Genomic DNA, 18,173 nt, shown 5'->3' with positions numbered 1-18,173 from the left:
TCTTCAGCATTCGATGACGTTCACGGCGAGTCCCCCGCGCGACGTCTCCTTGTATTTGTCCTTCATGTCGCGCCCGGTCTCGCGCATGGTCTTGATCACCTTGTCGAGCGACACGAAGTGCTTGCCGTCACCGCGCAGCGCCATGCGCGCAGCGTTGATCGCCTTGATCGAGCCCATCGCGTTGCGCTCGATGCACGGCACCTGCACCAGTCCCCCGACCGGGTCGCAGGTGAGCCCGAGGTTGTGCTCCATGCCGATCTCGGCGGCGTTCTCGACCTGCTCGGGGGTGCCGCCCATCACTTCGGCCAAGGCGCCCGCCGCCATCGAGCACGCCACCCCGACCTCGCCCTGGCAGCCGACCTCGGCGCCGGAGATGGAGGCGTTCTCCTTGAAGAGGATGCCGATCGCGGCGGCGGTCGCAAGAAAGCGCACGACGCCGTCCTCGGTCGCGCCGGGGATGAAGCGGTAGTAGTAGTGCAGCACCGCCGGGATGATGCCGGCCGCGCCGTTGGTGGGCGCGGTGACGATGCGCCCGCCCGCGGCGTTCTCTTCATTGACGGCGAGCGCGTAGAGGTTCACCCAGTCCATCGTCGTGAGCGGATCGCGCAGGCTCGCCTCGGGCGTGCCGGAGAGCTTGCGGTGCATCTCCGCCGCACGGCGCTTGACCTTCATGCCACCGGGGAGCGTCCCTTCGACCTCGCAGCCGCGGCGCACGCAGGCCTGCATCACCTTCCAGATGTGCAGCAGGCCGTTCCTCGTCTCGGCTTCGCTCCTCCACGCCTTCTCGTTCTCCAGCATCAGCTGGCTGATGGAGAGCTCATTGACCGCGCACTGGGTCAGGAGCTGGTCGGCGCTGTGAAAGGGGTACGGCAGCTCGGTCGCGTCCTCGACGATGCGGTCCGCACCCGCGGCCTCCTCGTTGACGACGAAGCCGCCACCCACCGAGTAGTACACCTTGCTCGCGAGCTCCGCCTCGCCCTCGCCGAAGGCCATCAGGCGCAGGCCGTTGGGGTGGTAGGGGAGCGTCTGGCGGCGCAGGAAGACGAGATCGGTCTTCTCGCAGTAGTCCACCGGGTGGAGGCCCAGCACCGTCAGGCGCTTGCCCTCGCGGATGCGCGCGAGCCGGGCATCGATGGTGTCGGGGTCGACGAGGTCGGGCGCCTCCCCTTCCAGGCCCAGCAGCACCGCCTTGTCGCTGCCGTGGCCCTTGCCGGTCGCCCCCAGCGAGCCGTAGAGCTCGGCGCGGATGCGGCGCACGCGCGGCAGCAGCCCCTCGTCCTTGAGGCCGGACGCAAAGGTCAGAGCGGCACGCATGGGCCCCACGGTGTGGGAACTGGACGGGCCGATCCCGACCTTGAACATCTCGAATACGCTGATCGCCATGGCGTGTCGCTCCGGGGGCCGATCAGCGGGTGGCCGGATAGACCGGGAAGCGCGCACACAAGGCCTTCGCCTTCTCGCGCACGGCGGCGATCACGGACTGGTCGTCAATGTGGTCGAGCACGTCGCAGATCCAGTGCGTGAGTTCCTTGGCCTCGGCTTCCTGCAGGCCGCGCGTGGTGATCGCCGGCGTGCCGATGCGGATGCCGCTGGTGACGAAGGGCGATTGCGGGTCGTTGGGCACGGCGTTCTTGTTCACGGTGATGTGCGCCGCACCGAGGGCCGCGTCGGCCTGCTTGCCGGTGAGGCCCTTGTCGACGAGATCGACGAGGAAGAGGTGGTCGTCGGTGCCGCCCGAGACGATCTTGTAGCCGCGCTCCATGAAGACGCCCGCCATCGTCCGCGCGTTCTTCAGCACCTGCTGCTGGTAGGCGCGAAACTCGGGCTGCAGCGCTTCCTTGAGCGCGACCGCCTTCCCCGCGATGACGTGCATCAGCGGGCCGCCCTGGATGCCGGGGAAGACGACCGCGTTGAGCTTCTTCTCGAGATCCGGGTTGGACCGCGCGAGGATCAGGCCGCCGCGCGGGCCGCGCAGGGTCTTGTGGGTGGTGGTGGTGACGACGTCGGCGAAGGGGATGGGGTTGGGATACAGGCCGGCGGCGACGAGGCCCGCGACGTGGGCCATGTCGACGAAGAGGTACGCACCGACCTGGTCGGCGATCTCGCGGAAGCGCTGCCAGTCGACCACGCGCGAGTACGCGGAGAAGCCTGCGACGATCATCTTCGGCTTGTGCTCCTTCGCCAGCGCCTCGACCTGGGCGTAGTCGATCTCGCCGGTTGCCTCATCGAGGCCATACTGGATGGCGTTGTAGAGCTTGCCGGAGAAGTTCACCTTGGCGCCGTGCGTGAGGTGCCCGCCGTGCGCGAGGCTCATGCCGAGCACGGTGTCGTGCGGCTCCAGGAGCGCCATGTACACCGCGGCGTTGGCCTGCGAGCCCGAGTGCGGCTGCACATTGGCGTAGTCCGCACCGAAGAGGAGCTTGGCGCGGTCGATCGCCAGCTGCTCGACCACATCGACGTGCTCGCAGCCGCCGTAGTAGCGCTTGGCCGGATAGCCCTCGGCGTACTTGTTGGTGAGCACGCTGCCCTGCGCTTCCAGCACGCGCGGGCTGGTGTAGTTCTCGGAGGCGATCAGCTCGATGTGCGATTCCTGGCGCTCGAACTCGCCCTCCATCGCCGCCTGCAGCTCGTCGTCGAAATCGGCAATGCGGTCGGTCAGTGCAAACATGGGTTCCTGTCTCCTCGGATGAGTGGCTGTCGTAAAAGCCTTGTGCCGCAACAGATGGCGGCTTCATGGGAGGAGATGTTAGGAATTCTGTCCGGGACGCCTTTGCCTGTATCCGTCACACACGTGCTCAATTCGGACCGTTTTGCGCGACAGCGACGGATACCGGCAAAAAATGGTCTCCGCCGGTGGAAACACCGCGACGGCGTCAGATGGGGGAGCGAAAGGCGAAAGACCAGGGCTCAACGCAACGCCCAAGCCCAAGCCAAGGTCGTCGGCGTTTGTCACCATCGACGCCGCAAGCAGATACAAGCGCTCGCCCCGAGCCTGTCGAAGGGCGTTGGCGGGGCTTCGACAGGCTCAGCCCGAAAGGAATCTAGCCGGACCGGCTGTAGCGGTTGCCCTTCTTACGCGGCAAAGGCGGCCATGTGGAACACCTGCATGTCCTTCGGATAGCGGTAGGCTGCGCCGTTGGGGCAGGCGTTACGATCGAAACAACCCGTCGTCATGCACGGGCGACCGGTCGGCGAGCGCACGTGACCGAGGCACCCCGCATAGTCGAACCCGGCCAGGGAATAGGCGCCGACCGGACAGGACTTCAGGCACGGCTTTTCGACACAGGCGTCGCACAAATGCACCGCCTCCTCCCCTGCCGCGACCTCGATTTCCCTATCGAACAGCAGCGCGCCGCGGTAGCCATGCCACAAGCCGTAGCGTGGATGCATGAGGAGGCCGAGCGGAGAGGCGCGCAATCCCTCGGCGCGCATCGCCCATTGCTGAAACGGCACGAAAGGCCGGTCCGACGGCGAAACCGCCCGTGCGCCGAGCTGAGCGGCCACGGCGCCGATCACCTCGCGCGCCCAGGTGTCGAGCGGGTCGCGCAGCTCCTTCGGCTGGCGCTCTCGCCATGCCAAAAAATGCGGCCACGCGGACGCGCCGGCCTGTCCGACCACCACGACCGCTCGCGCCGGAATCCCGGAGGGACCCTGCGGCGCGTTCTCTTCGGGTCCGAAATTGAAGCCGCCGCGCACGATGAGCCCGTGGGCCGAAAGTGCCTCGCCGATCAAGATTTCAAACCGTGAACTATCCATACGTTTATTGGGCGATCCGCTTGTCGCGCTCGATCAGCGCGTAGGCCGAATGATTGTGAATGGACTCGAAGTTCTCCGACTCCACGACGTAGCGCTCGATGCGCTTATCGGCATTGAGCAGGCCCGCGACGTCGCGCACCATGTCTTCGACGAATTTGGGATTCTCGTAAGCGCGTTCGGTCACGAACTTCTCATCCGTACGCTTGAGCAGGCCGTAAAGTTCGCACGATGCCTGGCTTTCGACAAGCTGGACGATCTCCTCGATCCAGACGAAGCCGCGCGTCTGCGCGGTGACGGTCACGTGCGAGCGCTGGTTGTGCGCGCCGTATTGCGCAATCTTCTTCGAGCACGGGCACAGGCTCGTCACCGGCACCACGACCTTCATCGTGAAGACGTATTCCCCGCCTTCACGCAGTTCCGCGATGAAGCGGACATCATAGTCCATCAGGCTCTGCACGCCGGACACCGGTGCGGCCTTGTTGATGAAGTACGGAAAGCGCAGCTCGATCACGCCCGTCTCCGCTTCCAGGCGCGCGACCATCTCGCGCAGCATCGGCCCGATCGACTCGACCGAGATCTCCCGCTCGTTGCCGTTCAGGATCTCGATGAAGCGCGACATGTGCGTGCCCTTGAAATGCTGCGGCAGGCCGACGAACATGCTGAATTCCGCGACCGTGTGCTGCACGCCCTCGCTCTTGTCGCGCACGCGCACCGGGTGGCGGATCCCCTTGATGCCGACCTTGTCGATCGCGATGCGGCGCTCGTCCTCGGCGTTCTGCACGTCTTCAAGTCTTTCGCTCATGTCCGGGCCTCTTCGGGGAGCGTGCGCTCCCGCCGTCCGCGCCGCGGCCGTCCCGCTGCACCTTCCCGCTCGCGCACCTTGTTCTCCGGCAGCTGCACGACCGCGCGCAAGTTCGGGAAAGGATCGGACTTGTGCGGAATCGCCATCGCATCGACGAAGTATTGCTGGAAGCTCGGTTCGACCGCGGTCTCGATCTTGTCGACACGGCGTACGACGGTCTCGATCTCCTCGCGCCGGCCGCGGTTCAGGAGCGCGATGCGCGCGCCCGTTCCCGCCGAGTTGCCGACGGCCGCAACGTGATCGAGGGGGCAGTCGGGGATCAGGCCGAGGATCATCGCGTACTTCACGTCGATATGGCTGCCGAAGGCCCCGGCGAGGCTGATCCGCTCGACACGCTCGACACCCATCTTGTCCATCAGCAGGCGCACGCCGGCATATAGCGCGGCCTTCGCGAGCTGGATCGCGCGCACGTCGTTCTGCGTGATCTGCAGCATGCGCTCGTCGGTCTCGAACAGCGTGTACGCGAAGGTGCGTCCGTTCGGCTGGATACGCGGATTGCGCGCCGCGAGCGTGCCGTCGATCACGCCATCCTGGTCGATGATGCCCGCGAGGTACATCTCGGCGATGACCTCGACGATGCCCGAGCCGCAGATCCCGGTGATGCCGGTCGCGGCCGTCGCTGCGGCGAAGCCCGCTTCGTCCGACCACAGCTCGCTGCCGATCACCTGGAAGCGCGGCTCGAGCGTCACCGGATCGATGCGCACGCGCTCGATCGCACCCGGCGCCGCGCGCTGGCCGCAGCTGATCTGCGCGCCTTCGAATGCCGGCCCTGTAGGGCTGGATGCCGCGAGCAGGCGGCTGCGGTTGCCGAGGACAATCTCGGCGTTGGTGCCTATATCGACGATCAGCGTCATTGCATCGGTGAGATAGGGCGTCTCCGACAGGATCGCGCCCGCCGTGTCCGCACCGACATGGCCGGCGATGCAGGGCAGCGCGTAGATGCGGGCGTTCGGGTGGATGTGGAGGTCGATCTCGGTCGCCCACAAGCCGGTCACCGCCTCGTCGGTGGCCAGTGCGAACGGGGCGCCGCCGAGTTCGACCGGGTTAATCCCGAACAACAGGTGGTGCATGATCGGGTTGCCGACAAAGGTCGCTTCGAGGATGTCGACGACCCGGATTCCCGCCTCGGCGGCGAGCTCCGTGGCCAGCCCGTTGAGCGCCGCGCGCACTTCGCGCGTCATCTCGCCGTCGCCGCCCGGCTTCATCATCACGTACGAGACCCGGCTCATCAGGTCCTCGCCGAAGCGGATCTGCGGGTTCATCTTGCCGGCGGACGCGACGACCTCGCCCGTCTGCAGGTCGCACAGGTGCGCGGCGATCGTCGTCGAGCCGACGTCCACCGCCATGCCATAGACCTTCTCGCGCAAACCCGGCCACACCGCGATGATGCGTTCCGCGTCGACCACGGCGACAGTGACCTTCCATTCACCTTGGCGCAATGCGGACTGCAGTTCCTGAACGACGCGAATATCGGCCTGCAGGTTCGTCAGCCGCCAGTCGAAGTCCAGCGCTTCCTTAAGGCGACGCAGGTCGGACGAGGGCACGTGCATGTCCGGCTGCTGCACTTCGACGTAGTAGAGCCGGACCGCCGGATCGAGCTCGATGTCGCGCACCTCGGCGCGCTTGCGCACGATCTGGCGGTGCACCTGGCTGTCGGCGGGCACGTCGATCACGACGTCGCCGAGCACGGTCGTCGAACAGCTCAGGCGCCGGCCGGGGTTCATCGCGCCGTGGGTCTTTTCCCAAGCCTGCTCGTTGTCGCTGCGCTCGCTGAGGTTGCTCGCACAGGAATTCACGCCGTGCTTGGCGAACTCGCCTTCGCTCAACACGACCTGGCAGCGACCGCAGATTCCCCGGCCGCCGCACACCGAATCGATATCGACGCCGAGGGCGCGCGCGGCCTGCAGCACGGGCGTGCCGATGGGGAATCGGCCGCGCCGTCCGGAGGGGGTAAAAACGACGAGGGCGTCCTGGGTCACGAAGGTCTCCTGGGGTCTTGGGGTTTTCTGCCTGCCGGACCTGTGCGCGGTGCTGCCCCTGTCGTCGGGACTTGCCCGCGCGGCCCGGCCTGCCTCAGGCTTCGACGCGACGACGGCGGGTTTCGCGGCGGCCGCGCGCCTCCGCGCCGTCGGCACCGGGCGCCGGCACTTCGCGGAACTTGCGGATCCAGCGCATGCAGTCCTGGTCATGCCCCATCAGCACGTCCGCGCCCATGATCGCAGTCATGATCTCGGTGTGCAGCGGGTTGGTGATCGCCGAGGTCATCCCCGACGCGATCGCCATGCTCATGAAAGCGGCATTGACGCCATTGCGGTTGGGCAGGCCGAAGCTGACGTTCGAGGCGCCGCAGGTGGTGTTCACCTTCAGCTCCTTCTGCAGACGGTGGCACAGCTCGAACACCTGACGGCCGGAGGTCGACACGGCGCCGATCGGCATCACCAGCGGATCGACGACGACGTCGCAGGCCGGGATGCCGTAGTCGGCCGCGCGATTGACGATCTTGCGGGCGATCTCGAAGCGCACGTTGGGGTCCTGCGAGATGCCGGTTTCGTCGTTGCTGATCGCCACCACCGCCGCGCCGTACTTCTTCACCAGCGGCAGCACCGTCTCAAGGCGGTCTTCCTCGCCGGTCACGGAGTTCACCAGCGCCTTGCCCTTGTACACCGAAAGGCCCGCTTCGAGCGCGGCGACGATGGACGAGTCGATCGACAGCGGCACGTCGGTCAGCGACTGCACGAGCTTGACGGTCTCGGCGAGGATGGCGGGCTCGTCCGCAAGCGGAATGCCGGCATTGACGTCGAGCATGTGAGCACCGGCCTCGAGCTGTGCCTGGACGTCGGAAATCACGCGGGAGAAATCGCCGGCCGCCATCTCGGCAGCCAGCAGCTTGCGCCCGGTCGGGTTGATGCGCTCGCCGATCACGACGAAGGGGCGCTCGAAGCCGATGACGACTTCCCTCTTGTGCGAACTGATTACGGTGTCGGTCATTTTTCCATCCTTTGTGGATTGCGGGCGCCGGATAGCGGCACCGCGCGTATGTGGTTCTTGTCTTGTGGAAGCAGCGTCAGGCGACGCGTCGCTGCTGGATGAGCGCCTTGGCGGTCTCGACGGCCACGCCGGCGTCGCGGCAGTAGGCGTCGGCACCGACCGCCTTGCCGAAGGCCTCGTTCAGCGGCGCCCCACCCACCAGCACGATGTAGTCGTCGCGCAGGCCCTTTTCCTTCAGCGTGTCGATCACGACCTTCATGTAGGGCATCGTCGTCGTCAGCAGCGCCGACATGCCCAGGATGTCCGGCTTGTGCTTCTCCAACTCCTCGATGTAGGTCTCCACCGGGATGTTGATGCCGATGTCGATCACCTCGAAGCCCGCCCCTTCCATCATCATCGCCACCAGGTTCTTGCCGATGTCATGGATGTCGCCCTTCACCGTGCCGATCACGATCTTGCCCACCGTCTCCGCGCCGGTGTCCGCCAGCAGCGGACGGATGATCTCCATGCCGCCTTTCATCGCATTGGCCGCCATCAGCACTTCGGGCACGAACAGGATGCCGTCGCGGAAATCCACGCCCACGATGCGCATGCCTTCGACCAGCGCCTCGTCGAGCACGCGGCTCGCGCTCCAGCCGCGTGACAGCAGGATGTTGGTCGCCTCCACGATCTCCTCGCGCAGGCCGTTGTAAAGGTCGTCGTGCACCTGCTCGATGAGCTCGTCATCGGGCAGCGATGCCAGGTCGAAATCCTCGTCGTCGTCAAACTGCTCCGTCATCTCGTCTTCTCCTTCAGGTCGTTGCGGGTGCCGACCGCAGCGGACCCGATGCGGCACAGGTTAGGACGGCGCCCCGCAACTGGCAGGCGTCTCAACGACCCCCCCATGTCCAAACACGACAGCTTTATGCAGCCCCTTATGCCGCCCCTTATGCAGCCCGACTGGCCGCGAGCGAGCTCACGCGTCAGCAATGACGGGACTGTCGCCTCACGACCCAAAATTGTCGCTACCAGACAAGCGAATGTCGGAAGGAAGACTAAATTGCGCATGGATCAATCTGCCGATGCTGTACGGAGACACCGCGGTGGAGGTCAGGCCCCGTGGGCTGACATCAAACACAATCAGCTCCATGGCCCATGCCGCCTTCGGAGCACCAGCCCCTCAACTTTCCCCAGACTTTCATGACCCCCTCGGATTTTATTGGACTCGTCGGTGTGATCGCCTGCCTGGTCGCGTATGCCGGCCTGCAGGTCGGCCGCCTCCGGCACGACGGCCTTCGCTATCTCGGGCTGAACATCCTCAGCCCCGCCTGCCTGCTGATCTCGCTGATGCACGACTTCAACCTCGCTGCCGTCATCACCCAGGTGTTGTGGCTCGGCCTGAGTGTCATCGGCCTTGTGAGGGCCTTGTATGCACGCGGTCGCAAGACCAGCCGCACGACGGCCAAGTGCGCGGAAAACGGAACCTGACGGAGGGACAAGAATGGGCTTGATGCTGGGTATCGATACGGGCGGCACTTTCACCGACGCGGTGCTCGTCGACGAGCACCGCGAAGTGATCGCAGCCGCCAAACAGCTGACGACGCGCTACGACCTGACCGTCGGCATCGCGCGCGCGATCGACAGTCTGCCGCCCGAATCCCTCTCCAACGTATCCCTCGTCTCCCTGTCGACAACGCTGACGACGAACTCGGTCGTCGAGGGCAAAGGTTCGCCCGTCTGCGCGCTGCTGATCGGCTACGACGAGCGCCAGGTGCAGAACAGCGGGCTCGCGGAGCTGCTCGGCCCCGAGGCCATCGTCACCGTCGCGGGCGGCCACGATGCGGGCGGCGCCGAAGCCGCGCCGCTCGATGAAGAGGCCGTGCGCAGGGCGATCCTGAACTGGCGCGACAAGGTCTCGGCCTTCGCGATCTCGGCCACCTTCAGCGTGCGCAACCCGCGCCACGAGGTGCGGGTGCGCGAACTCGTGCAGGAGCTCTCGCGCAAGCCGGCGACCTGCGGGCACGAGCTCGCGTCTTCGCTCGGCGCGCCCCGTCGCGCCGCGACGGTCGCGCTCAATGCGCGCATGATCACCCACGTCCAGCGCCTCATCGAGTCGGTCGAGGCCATCCTGTCCGCGCGCGGCATCGACGCCCCGCTGATGATCGTCAAGGGCGACGGCTCGCTGATCAATGCGCAATCGGCGCTGCAGCGCCCCGTGGGCACCGTGCTCTCGGGCCCGGCCGCCAGCGTCCTCGGCGCCTGTGCGCTGAGCGGATTGCGCGACGCGATCGTCGCCGACATGGGCGGCACGACGACCGACATCGCCGTCGTTCGCAACGGGCGACCGGAACTGAGTTTCGATGGTGCGTTAATCGGCGGATGGCAGCCCATGGTCGAGGCGGTGCGTGTGTACTCCATCGGTCTCGGCGGCGACAGCGAAGTGCGTTTCAGCGGCGGCGAAGGGATCTCGATCGGCCCGCGCCGGGTCGTGCCGCTCAGCCTGCTCGCCGCCGAACATCCTGAAGTGCTGCCCGTCCTCGAGCGTCAGGCGAAATCGGCTCCCCACGGCAGCCAACTGCGCTTCGCGCTGCGCCTGCAGCACGACGAGGCGCTGCTGGCGCGCCTGCCCGACGACGAACGGCAGGCCTGGGAGCGCGTCTCGGTCAAACCCGTGGACATGGAATACGCCACCGCGGAGGACCGTCGGCTCGCGCGCGCGCTCGCCCGCCTCGAACGCAAGGGGCTGGTGATCTACAGCGGTTTCACGCCCACCGACGCGGCCCACGTACTCGGCGTCTCGAGCCACTGGTCCACCCGCGCCGCGGAGCTGGGCGCGCGGATCTGGGCGCGCCAGATGCGCCGCCTGTACGGTTGCGGAACGTGGCCCGACGGCGACGCCGAAGGCCCGTCGCGCGAGGTCTTCGATCTCGTCGTCGACGGCATCAGCCAGAAGCTCATCGAGGCGGGGCTGCACGAACAGAACCGCCTCGCCGCGGCCCAGGCGGACAAGCTCGCACGGCTGCTCACCGAGATGGTCATGGAACAGCGGCGGGATCCGTCCAAGCCCTCGTTGTTCTCCGTCCAGTTCGCGGGGGACGCTCCGGTTGTCGCCGTCGGCGGTCCCGCCGCGAGCTACTACCCTGAGGTCGCGCGCGGACTGCGCACCGGCCTCTACATGCCCCGTTTTGCGGAAGTGGCGAATGCCGTCGGCGCCGTGCTGGGCGAAGTCTCGCAGCGGGTGCATCTGACGATCACGCAGCCGACGCGGGGGACTTTCCGGGTTTTCGCGCCCGATGGGCCGAAGGACTTCCCGCAGCTCGGCGAAGCCGTCGAATACGCCCGCACGCTCGCCGCCGACGAAGCCGCGACCCAGGCGCGGGAAGCGGGGGCGGCCTCGGTGCAGATCGACTTCGAACAGGACGAGAACAGCGTCAACAACGAGATCGACGGCGACGTGTTCTTCGAGATGCGGCTCACCGCGATCGCGTATGGCCCCCCGTGCCGGCGCACTGATCGGGTCGCACAAGCCGAGCCAGCCTGATCAGCTCGGACCCATGGGGCGGGGGGCACGCTGGATTCCGGCTCCTGCTCCGGTGAATCCGTCGCCAACCTGCCTCACTCGACCCGGTCGCCGCGCGATTCCGCCAACAGCCGGTCACGCAGGATCACCGTGGGGCGCTTCGGGCGTTTGACGGGCGGTCGGGAGCCCGTCTGCGCCGCGACGAGGACAGCGGCGGCGCCAGAAAGGGTGTTGCGGCGGGACCGGGCGGACGAGCCATGCCCGTCCGCCACCGACCCTAGTGCGCTGGGCAGGTCTCGCGTTTCTGCTTCCCGGAGCGAGAGTCACGCCCCGGATACCACGGCACGCGTCCCTCCAGCACGCCCGAGCTCTGGATGATTTCCGCCACCGCCTCCTCCTGGCGGTAAGCCATCACGTGGACGCCGCTGACACCTTCGACCTCGCGGATCTCCTGGATCAGGTCGATGCACAGCTGCCGGCCTTCGGCCTTCTGCTTCTCGGCGCCGGCCAGGCGCTTGATGACGCTATCCGGAATGTGGACGCCCGGCACGTGCTCGCGGATCCATGTCGCGCTCTTGGCCGACGCGAGCGGACCGACGCCGACCATGATGTACACGCGGTTCGGCCCTTCGAGCAGGCCCAGATCGCGCACCTGCGACATGAAGGCCTTGAGCCGCGGGATGTCGTAGCAATACTGCGTCTGGATGAACTGCGCGCCGGCCGCGACCTTCTTCGCGAGGCGGTGCGGGCGCCAGTCGAAGGGCGGCGCGAAGGGATTTTCCGCGGCGCCGAGGAACACGCGCGGCGGCAACGCGAGCTTGCGCCCGCTCTCGAAACGGGCATCGTCGCGCATGCCACGGGCGATCTCCAGCAAGGACATGCAATCGAGGTCGAAAACCGGTTTCGCCTGCGGATGGTCGCCCGCCTGCACGCCGTCGCCGGTCAGGCACATGATGTTCGCGACGCCCATCGCCGCGCCGCCGAGGATCTCGCCCTGGATCGCGATGCGGTTACGGTCACGGCACGAGATCTGCATCACCATCGCGTAGCCGCGGCGCGTCAGCAGCGAACACACGCCGACGCTCGACATGTGGCAGTTCGCACCGGAGCCGTCGGTCGCGTTGATCGCGTCGACGTAGCCGTCGAAGATCGCCGCGCGCTTGAACACTTCGTCGGGATCCGCCGAATCGGGCGGATCGATCTCGGTCGTGACCGCGAACTTGCCCGCGCGCAACACGCGCTCCAGGCGGCCCGGCGAGACATGGCCCGGAAGGATCGGGAGTCCTTCGCCGGGGGTCGGTTCGTCGTCGAAGATCATTTCTGCTCTCCCTGCCCGGCCCGCTGTTCAGCGATCTTGCGCACGACGCGCAACCAGGACGATGTGTCGCGCAGCCGGTTGTCCACCGGTTTCTGCACGACGTGGATCTTCTTGCCGGACTTCATTTGCTGGCTACCGGCCCAGGCCTCGGCCCACACGCATTTCATCTCCGGCTTGACCTCGCAATGCCCGTTCGCGCGCACGCCGCCGCAGGGGCCGTTGCGCAGCGTCTTGGGGCAGTTCATCGGACAGGACATCCCCGTCGAACTGAGCGCGCACTGGCCGCACATCTTGCAATCGAACAGGAAGCCCTTGATGGCCCGCTCGACCTTCGCCACCGGCCTCTCCGCGCGCGCGTATCCGACGCTGCGCCACAGCGGATCGAGCCGCGCGATGACCGGCTCGAATGCGTTGTAGATCATCTCGAAACCCCGTGAGTGTCGGACCACCCACCGGCGTACTGCGTACATGAATGTCTCCTTCGTCCACCGCCGTCGTTGGCGCGGCAGCGTGGCTGTTTGTTGATGTCGTTTTCTAGTTCGCGGCGTCTTGCGCGACCGCTACGCCCTTCGCCCGTACCAGGGTTTCGAGGTCCCCGTCGCTATAACGCGCCTCGATGCGCGCAGCCTCGGCGGCCGCTTCGGCCTGCAGCTCGCTTCCACACTCGCGCGGCGGCAGTCGCTGCCAGTCTTCGAGATAGGCCTCGGAGCTACCCTTGCCGGCGCGCATCGCGGCGCGATCTATCGCCACCTGGAAGCGCTCGGAAAGCTGCACCTTCGCGCTCTCCCGCCCGTTCTTGACGATCACCTGCGCAGGGATGTCACGCCACTGCACAACAATCAGCTTTGCCATGAATCCTGCTCCCTGCGGGCGTTGCGTCCTGGCTGTCGATGGAAGCGGACGACGGCCCCTTCGAGGTCGCCGTAGCCCGTGAACCGATAATGGAATTCGAGGCCGAGCCGCTTCGCGGCGTCCCGCGCCTGTTCCAGCAACTGCGCGTCCTCCGACTGCGCGAGGTAGACCAGGCGGCGGTAGTTGCCGAAATATTCCGACGCGAGTTCCGGGTGCCGCTCGATGCCGAGTTCCCGGATCACGAGCCGCTCGAAGTGGCGCACGAGGAAATCCGTCAGGTAGAAACTGCCCGGTTCGGCGTCGGCGAGCACCGTGAAGGCCGGGGTGCCCGCGTAGAACTCGTAGCAATGCGCGCCGGGCAGGCGCTCGACGCCCTCCTCTTCGAGCACTTGGTCGAGCAGCCCACCGGTGCCGCAGTCGGCATAGCCAACGAGGATGCGCGCGAAGCGTATTCGGCTCGCCCGGATTTGCTCACGCACGGCCTCGGGGATGCGGTCGGGGCGGTTATGGAGATCCGCCGGCAGGCAGTGCAGTTGCACGTGCTGCCAGCCGTTCGCGGCAATCACGGCCTTCAGCTCGCGTGCAAGCGCACCGCAGGCGATGATCAGGACGGGCTCCATGCCAGGGCCTCCTTGTCCCGAATCAGGCGGCGCGTCGCTGCTGGATGAGCGCCTTGGCGGTCTCCACCGTCACGCCCGCATCGCGGCAGTAGGCGTCGGCTCCGACGGCCTTGCCGAAGGCCTCGTTCAGCGGCGCCCCGCCCACCAGCACGATGTAGTCGTCGCGCAGGCCCTTCTCCTTCAGCGTGTCGATCACGACCTTCATGTACGGCATCGTCGTCGTCAGCAGCGCCGACATCCCCAGGATGTCCGGCTTGTGCTTCTCCAACTCCTCGATGTAGGTCTCCACCGGGATGTTGATGCCGATGTCGATCACCTCGAAGCCCGCCCCTTCCATCATCATCGCCACCAGGTTCTTGCCGATGTCGTGGATGTCGCCCTTCACCGTGCCGATCACGATCTTGCCCACCGTCTCCGCGCCGGTGTCGGCCAAGAGCGGACGGATGATCTCCATGCCGCCTTTCATCGCATTGGCCGCCATCAGCACTTCGGGCACGAACAGGATGCCGTCGCGGAAATCCACCCCCACGATGCGCATGCCTTCGACCAGCGCCTCGTCGAGCACCCGGCTCGCGCTCCAGCCCCGCGACAGGAGGATGTTGGTCGCCTCCACGATCTCCTCGCGCAGGCCGTTGTAGAGATCGTCGTGCACCTGCTCGATGAGCTCGTCATCGGGCAGCGATGCCAGGTCGAAATCCTCGTCGTCGTCGAACTGCTCCGTCATCTCGTCTTCTCCTTCAGGTCGTTGCGGGTGCCGACCGCAGCGGACCCGATGCGGCACAGGTTAGGCCGCCCCCCCGCAACTGGCAGGCGTCTCAACGACCCGCTCATGTCCAAACGCGACACCCCGATCTGCCCGCGATCGCCGCCATCGTCAGCACTGACGCGGCTGTCGTAGGGCGATCAGAACCCGTCGCAACCAGACAGGCGAGTGCTGACCGGAAGACTAAATTGGGCGACGGCCAACAGTTGCCGGCCACACAGGGACACAGGAGCCGCCTCGCACGACCGGGGTGGACACAACGCTACATTCAGGAGACGCGCGATGTCGGTCATGACCGAAGGCAAGAACATTTACGTACTCAAGGCGAGCTGCAAGGGCGTGATCGGAACGGTCGCCCGCATCTCGTCGTTCCTGGCCGAGCGCCATTGCTACATCATGGAGATGCAGCAGTTCGACGAGATCCTCACCGGACGCTTCTTTGTGCGCACGGTGTTCTCGACGACATCCGGCCGCACGCCCTCCTTCGACGAGCTCAAGCGCGCCTTCGGCGATGAGTTGCCCCGCGCCGAGGAGGACTTCACCTGGGAGATGCACGACACGCTGGTGCGCCCGAAGGTGCTGCTGATGGTGTCGAAGTTCGATCACTGCCTCGACGATCTGCTCTACCGCATGCGCACCGGCGAATTGAAGATGCAGGTACCCGCCATCGTGTCGAACCATCCGGATCTCAAGCGTCTCGCCGACTGGCACGGCATCCCCTTCCATCACCTGCCGGTGACGCCCGACACGAAGGCGGCGCAGGAAGCGCGCCTGCTCGAGATCGTCGCCGAGACCGGCTCCGACCTGGTCGTGCTCGCACGCTACATGCAGGTGCTGTCCGAGGACCTGTGCCACAAGCTCTCGGGCCGCGCGATCAACATCCACCACTCCTTCCTGCCCGGCTTCAAGGGCGCCAAACCCTATCACCAGGCGCATGACCGCGGGGTCAAGCTGATCGGCGCGACCGCCCACTACGTGACCTCGGACCTCGACGAAGGTCCGATCATCGAGCAGGCCGTCGAGCGCGTCGATCACACCTACCAGCCGGAGCACCTCGTCGCCGTCGGCCGCGATACCGAATGCCTCGCCCTCGCCCGCGCCGTCAAGTACCACATCGAGCACCGCGTGTTCCTCACGGGGAACAAGACCATCGTGTTCCGCTGAGCAGGGAGAGCTGGATGAAAGCCGAGATCATCGACGGAAAGCAAGCCGCCGAACGCCTGCGCACCGAGATCGGACGCCAGGTCGTGCGCCTGCGGGAACAACACCTCCTCACCCCCGGCCTCGCCGTCATCCTCGTCGGCGAGGATCCGGCGAGCCAGGTCTACGTCCGCAACAAGGCGCGTCAGGCGCGCGAAGCCTCGATGGCCTCGTTCGAGTACCGCCTGCCCTACAGCGTGCCGCAGGAAAAAGTGCTGGAACTGATAGCCCGGCTCAACGAGGATCCGGCCGTTCACGGCATCCTCGTCCAGTTGCCCCTGCCGCCGCAGGTCGACGCCGACCGGATCATCAACGCGATCCGCCCGGAGAAGGACATCGACGGCTTCCACCCGCTCAATGCGGGCGCCCTCGCAACCGGTGGCGACGGCATGGTCCCCTGCACCCCGCTGGGTTGCCTCATGCTGCTCAAGCACCGGCTAGGCGACCTGTCCGGCCTGCGCGCGGTCGTGCTGGGGCGCTCGAACATCGTCGGCAAGCCGATGGCCGCGCTGCTGCTGCGCGAAAGCTGCACGGTCACGGTCGCCCATTCGAAAACTCGCGACCTGGCCGACGAATGCCGCCGCGCCGACATCCTCATCGCCGCCGTCGGCCGTCCGCGCATGGTCCACGGCGACTGGATCAAGCCGGGCGCGACGGTGATCGACGTCGGCATCAACCGTATCGACACACCGGACGGCAAGGGCCGACTGGTCGGTGACGTGGACTTCGAAAGCGCTGCCGAAGTCGCCGGTGCCATCACGCCGGTTCCGGGCGGCGTCGGACCGATGACCATCGCCTGCCTGCTGCTCAACACGCTGGAAGCGGCATGCCGCCAGCACGGCCTCCCGGTGCCGCAGGGGCTGATGGAGGCCGCGTGGGGATGAGTTTCCCGGCCGGTATTGCGGAAGCGGCCGCCCGGCCGCTGCGCGATGGCGACGACCTGGCCCGGCTGATCGACGCGCTCGTCGCGGCCGAAGTGGGCCGCCCCTGCCCGCCGGCAGAGCTAGCGCTGCAGCCGGTGAGCAGGCTGCTTGCCCGCATCGGCAACCCGCAGCGGGCGCTACGGTCCATCCACGTCGCCGGCTCCAAAGGCAAGGGCAGCACGGTGTTGCTGTGCGAGGCAATCCTCGGCGCCGCCGGTCTGCGCGTCGGCAGCTACACCTCGCCGCACCTACAGCGGTATAGCGAGCGATATCGCGTCGGCGGGCGGGAGATCGACGAAGCCGGGTTCGTCGCCGCGGCCGAGCGCGTCCGACCCCATCTCGCCGAGCTGCTCCACGATGCGTATCCGCCGGGTTTCTTCGATTTCGCGACCGCGATCGCCTTCGCGCTGTTCGCGAGCGAGCGCGTCGACGTCGCGCTGATCGAGGTCGGGCTCGGCGGACGGCGCGATCCCACCAACATCGTCTCCCCGCTCGTGTCCTGCATCACCAGCATCGAACTCGAACACACGGACCGACTGGGCACGACGCTGGCGGCGATCGCCGGCGAGAAGGCCGGCATCATCAAGCCCTGGACCCCGGTGGTGATCGGCGAGCTGCCCCGCGAGGCCTTCGCCGTCGTCGAGGCGCAGGCGACGCGCTGCGCCGCAGCGCTGCACCGCCTCGGCACCGAGTTCGCCACGGAGGTGATGCGGGCCGACACGAACGGCCTCGCGCTGCGCGTCGACTGCGGTCCGTTGGCGCTCGATCTCGCGCTGCCCGTGCTGGGTCCCCATCTCGCCGGCAACGCCGCAATGGCGATCGCCTGCATCCGCCACGCCGACCTGCTTCCGCTGCCGCAACTCGCGGAGGCCGCACGACACGGCCTCGCGCAGGTCGCACTGCCGGGGCGCACCGAAATTCTCCGACGCGCCCCCTGGGTAGTCGCCGACGGTGCCCACACCGAAACCTCCGCACGCGCCCTGATGCGCGCGCTCGACACGCTGAGCTGTCGCGAACGCCATTTGGTCGTGTCCATCTCGTCCGGCAAGGACCTCGCGACGCTGCTCCCGATACTCGCGTCCAAAGCCGATTCGCTCGTCGCCACGCGCGCCGACCGGCAGCGTTCGCTCGACCCCATCGTGATCGTCGGCTGGCTCCGGCAGCGCTATCCCGATCTGCCTGTGCGGATCATCGAAGACCCGCAACAGGCCGTGAGGGAGACGCTCCTCGATCTGCCGCCCGATGCGCTGCTGTGCGTCACCGGTTCCGTATACGCTGCGGGGGCTGCGAGGGCCGTATTGGCCGCATGACCCGCTCGCGCGCAAGGGCCACGGCACCGAGCGGCGGGGCTCGCACGTACGACGTCTTCGCATTGCGGCAAGTGGCACTTGC

17 protein-coding genes are annotated in these 18,173 nt (G+C 66.9%); 5 read left to right on the top strand and 12 right to left on the bottom strand.

Annotation, left to right across the window (positions count from 1 at the left end; genetic code table 11):
- Positions 1 to 3: 3 nt before the first annotated feature.
- From ToN1_RS21995 to ToN1_RS21965, 7 genes are all read right to left on the bottom strand, one after another.
- The gene (locus ToN1_RS21995) at positions 4 to 1,383 is read right to left on the bottom strand and encodes an L-serine ammonia-lyase (RefSeq protein WP_169208892.1); all 1,380 of its coding nucleotides are present in this window, start codon (positions 1,381 to 1,383) and stop codon (positions 4 to 6) included.
- Positions 1,384 to 1,405: 22 nt separating this feature from the next.
- Positions 1,406 to 2,668, bottom strand: a complete 1,263-nt coding sequence (glyA, locus tag ToN1_RS21990) for a serine hydroxymethyltransferase (protein ID WP_210147905.1) — start codon at positions 2,666 to 2,668, stop codon at positions 1,406 to 1,408.
- 404 nt (positions 2,669 to 3,072) lie between these two features.
- Positions 3,073 to 3,732, bottom strand: coding sequence for a hypothetical protein (locus ToN1_RS21985; RefSeq protein ID WP_210147904.1), 660 nt, complete (start codon positions 3,730 to 3,732; stop codon positions 3,073 to 3,075).
- Between the two features lie 28 nt (positions 3,733 to 3,760).
- Positions 3,761 to 4,558 (bottom strand): GTP cyclohydrolase FolE2, encoded by a 798-nt coding sequence (folE2, locus tag ToN1_RS21980; RefSeq protein ID WP_169204789.1) that lies wholly within the window; start codon positions 4,556 to 4,558, stop codon positions 3,761 to 3,763.
- On the bottom strand, positions 4,555 to 6,597 hold the full coding sequence (locus ToN1_RS21975) for an ASKHA domain-containing protein (RefSeq protein WP_169204788.1): 2,043 nt from the start codon (positions 6,595 to 6,597) through the stop codon (positions 4,555 to 4,557). Before ToN1_RS21975 ends, folE2 begins: the two co-directional genes overlap by 4 nt.
- Before the next feature lie 94 nt (positions 6,598 to 6,691).
- Complete coding sequence (locus ToN1_RS21970; protein WP_169204787.1) at positions 6,692 to 7,606, bottom strand: dihydropteroate synthase; 915 nt, start codon at positions 7,604 to 7,606, stop codon at positions 6,692 to 6,694.
- Between the two features lie 76 nt (positions 7,607 to 7,682).
- Positions 7,683 to 8,384, bottom strand: a complete 702-nt coding sequence (locus tag ToN1_RS21965) for a corrinoid protein (protein ID WP_169204786.1) — start codon at positions 8,382 to 8,384, stop codon at positions 7,683 to 7,685.
- Between the two features lie 401 nt (positions 8,385 to 8,785).
- Between ToN1_RS21965 and ToN1_RS21960 the strand changes: the two genes are divergently transcribed.
- Together ToN1_RS21960 and ToN1_RS21955 are read left to right on the top strand one after the other, a co-directional pair.
- Positions 8,786 to 9,073 carry a CBU_0592 family membrane protein gene (locus ToN1_RS21960; RefSeq protein WP_169204785.1) on the top strand — a complete coding sequence of 96 codons (288 nt, stop codon included), beginning with the start codon at positions 8,786 to 8,788 and terminating at the stop codon, positions 9,071 to 9,073.
- A 13-nt stretch (positions 9,074 to 9,086) separates the two neighbouring features.
- Complete coding sequence (locus tag ToN1_RS21955) at positions 9,087 to 11,126, top strand: hydantoinase/oxoprolinase N-terminal domain-containing protein (RefSeq protein WP_169204784.1); 2,040 nt, start codon at positions 9,087 to 9,089, stop codon at positions 11,124 to 11,126.
- A 256-nt stretch (positions 11,127 to 11,382) separates the two neighbouring features.
- Here the strand turns inward: ToN1_RS21955 and ToN1_RS21950 are convergent, their stop codons facing one another.
- From ToN1_RS21950 to ToN1_RS21930, 5 genes are all read right to left on the bottom strand, one after another.
- The gene (locus tag ToN1_RS21950; protein ID WP_169204783.1) at positions 11,383 to 12,423 is read right to left on the bottom strand and encodes a methylenetetrahydrofolate reductase; all 1,041 of its coding nucleotides are present in this window, start codon (positions 12,421 to 12,423) and stop codon (positions 11,383 to 11,385) included.
- Entirely contained in the window at positions 12,420 to 12,893 is a 474-nt protein-coding gene (locus ToN1_RS21945) for a methylenetetrahydrofolate reductase C-terminal domain-containing protein (protein WP_018992440.1), read from the bottom strand. Before ToN1_RS21945 ends, ToN1_RS21950 begins: the two co-directional genes overlap by 4 nt.
- Positions 12,894 to 12,957: 64 nt before the next feature.
- Positions 12,958 to 13,275 carry a virulence factor gene (locus ToN1_RS21940; protein ID WP_018992439.1) on the bottom strand — a complete coding sequence of 106 codons (318 nt, stop codon included), beginning with the start codon at positions 13,273 to 13,275 and terminating at the stop codon, positions 12,958 to 12,960.
- Complete coding sequence (locus ToN1_RS21935; protein WP_169204782.1) at positions 13,263 to 13,895, bottom strand: DUF1638 domain-containing protein; 633 nt, start codon at positions 13,893 to 13,895, stop codon at positions 13,263 to 13,265. The genes ToN1_RS21940 and ToN1_RS21935 overlap by 13 nt, the downstream gene beginning before the upstream one ends.
- 22 nt (positions 13,896 to 13,917) lie before the next feature.
- The gene (locus tag ToN1_RS21930; RefSeq protein ID WP_169204781.1) at positions 13,918 to 14,619 is read right to left on the bottom strand and encodes a corrinoid protein; all 702 of its coding nucleotides are present in this window, start codon (positions 14,617 to 14,619) and stop codon (positions 13,918 to 13,920) included.
- Positions 14,620 to 14,940: 321 nt separating this feature from the next.
- On the opposite strand from ToN1_RS21930, the gene purU reads away from it, so the two are divergent.
- The 3 genes from purU to ToN1_RS21915 are packed head-to-tail and all read left to right on the top strand — an operon-like array spanning position 14,941 to position 18,091.
- Positions 14,941 to 15,822 carry a formyltetrahydrofolate deformylase gene (purU, locus tag ToN1_RS21925; RefSeq protein WP_169204780.1) on the top strand — a complete coding sequence of 294 codons (882 nt, stop codon included), beginning with the start codon at positions 14,941 to 14,943 and terminating at the stop codon, positions 15,820 to 15,822.
- A gap of 14 nt (positions 15,823 to 15,836) precedes the next feature.
- On the top strand, positions 15,837 to 16,742 hold the full coding sequence (gene folD, locus ToN1_RS21920) for a bifunctional methylenetetrahydrofolate dehydrogenase/methenyltetrahydrofolate cyclohydrolase FolD (protein WP_169204779.1): 906 nt from the start codon (positions 15,837 to 15,839) through the stop codon (positions 16,740 to 16,742).
- The gene (locus tag ToN1_RS21915) at positions 16,739 to 18,091 is read left to right on the top strand and encodes a bifunctional folylpolyglutamate synthase/dihydrofolate synthase (RefSeq protein ID WP_169204778.1); all 1,353 of its coding nucleotides are present in this window, start codon (positions 16,739 to 16,741) and stop codon (positions 18,089 to 18,091) included. Before folD ends, ToN1_RS21915 begins: the two co-directional genes overlap by 4 nt.
- The last annotated feature ends 82 nt before the right edge of the window (positions 18,092 to 18,173 follow it).

It is taken from the genome of Aromatoleum petrolei, assembly GCF_017894385.1.
Classification (GTDB): domain Bacteria; phylum Pseudomonadota; class Gammaproteobacteria; order Burkholderiales; family Rhodocyclaceae; genus Aromatoleum; species Aromatoleum petrolei.
Note: the sequence above shows the minus strand (reverse complement) of the source record. Positions and strands in the feature narration are given on the sequence as shown.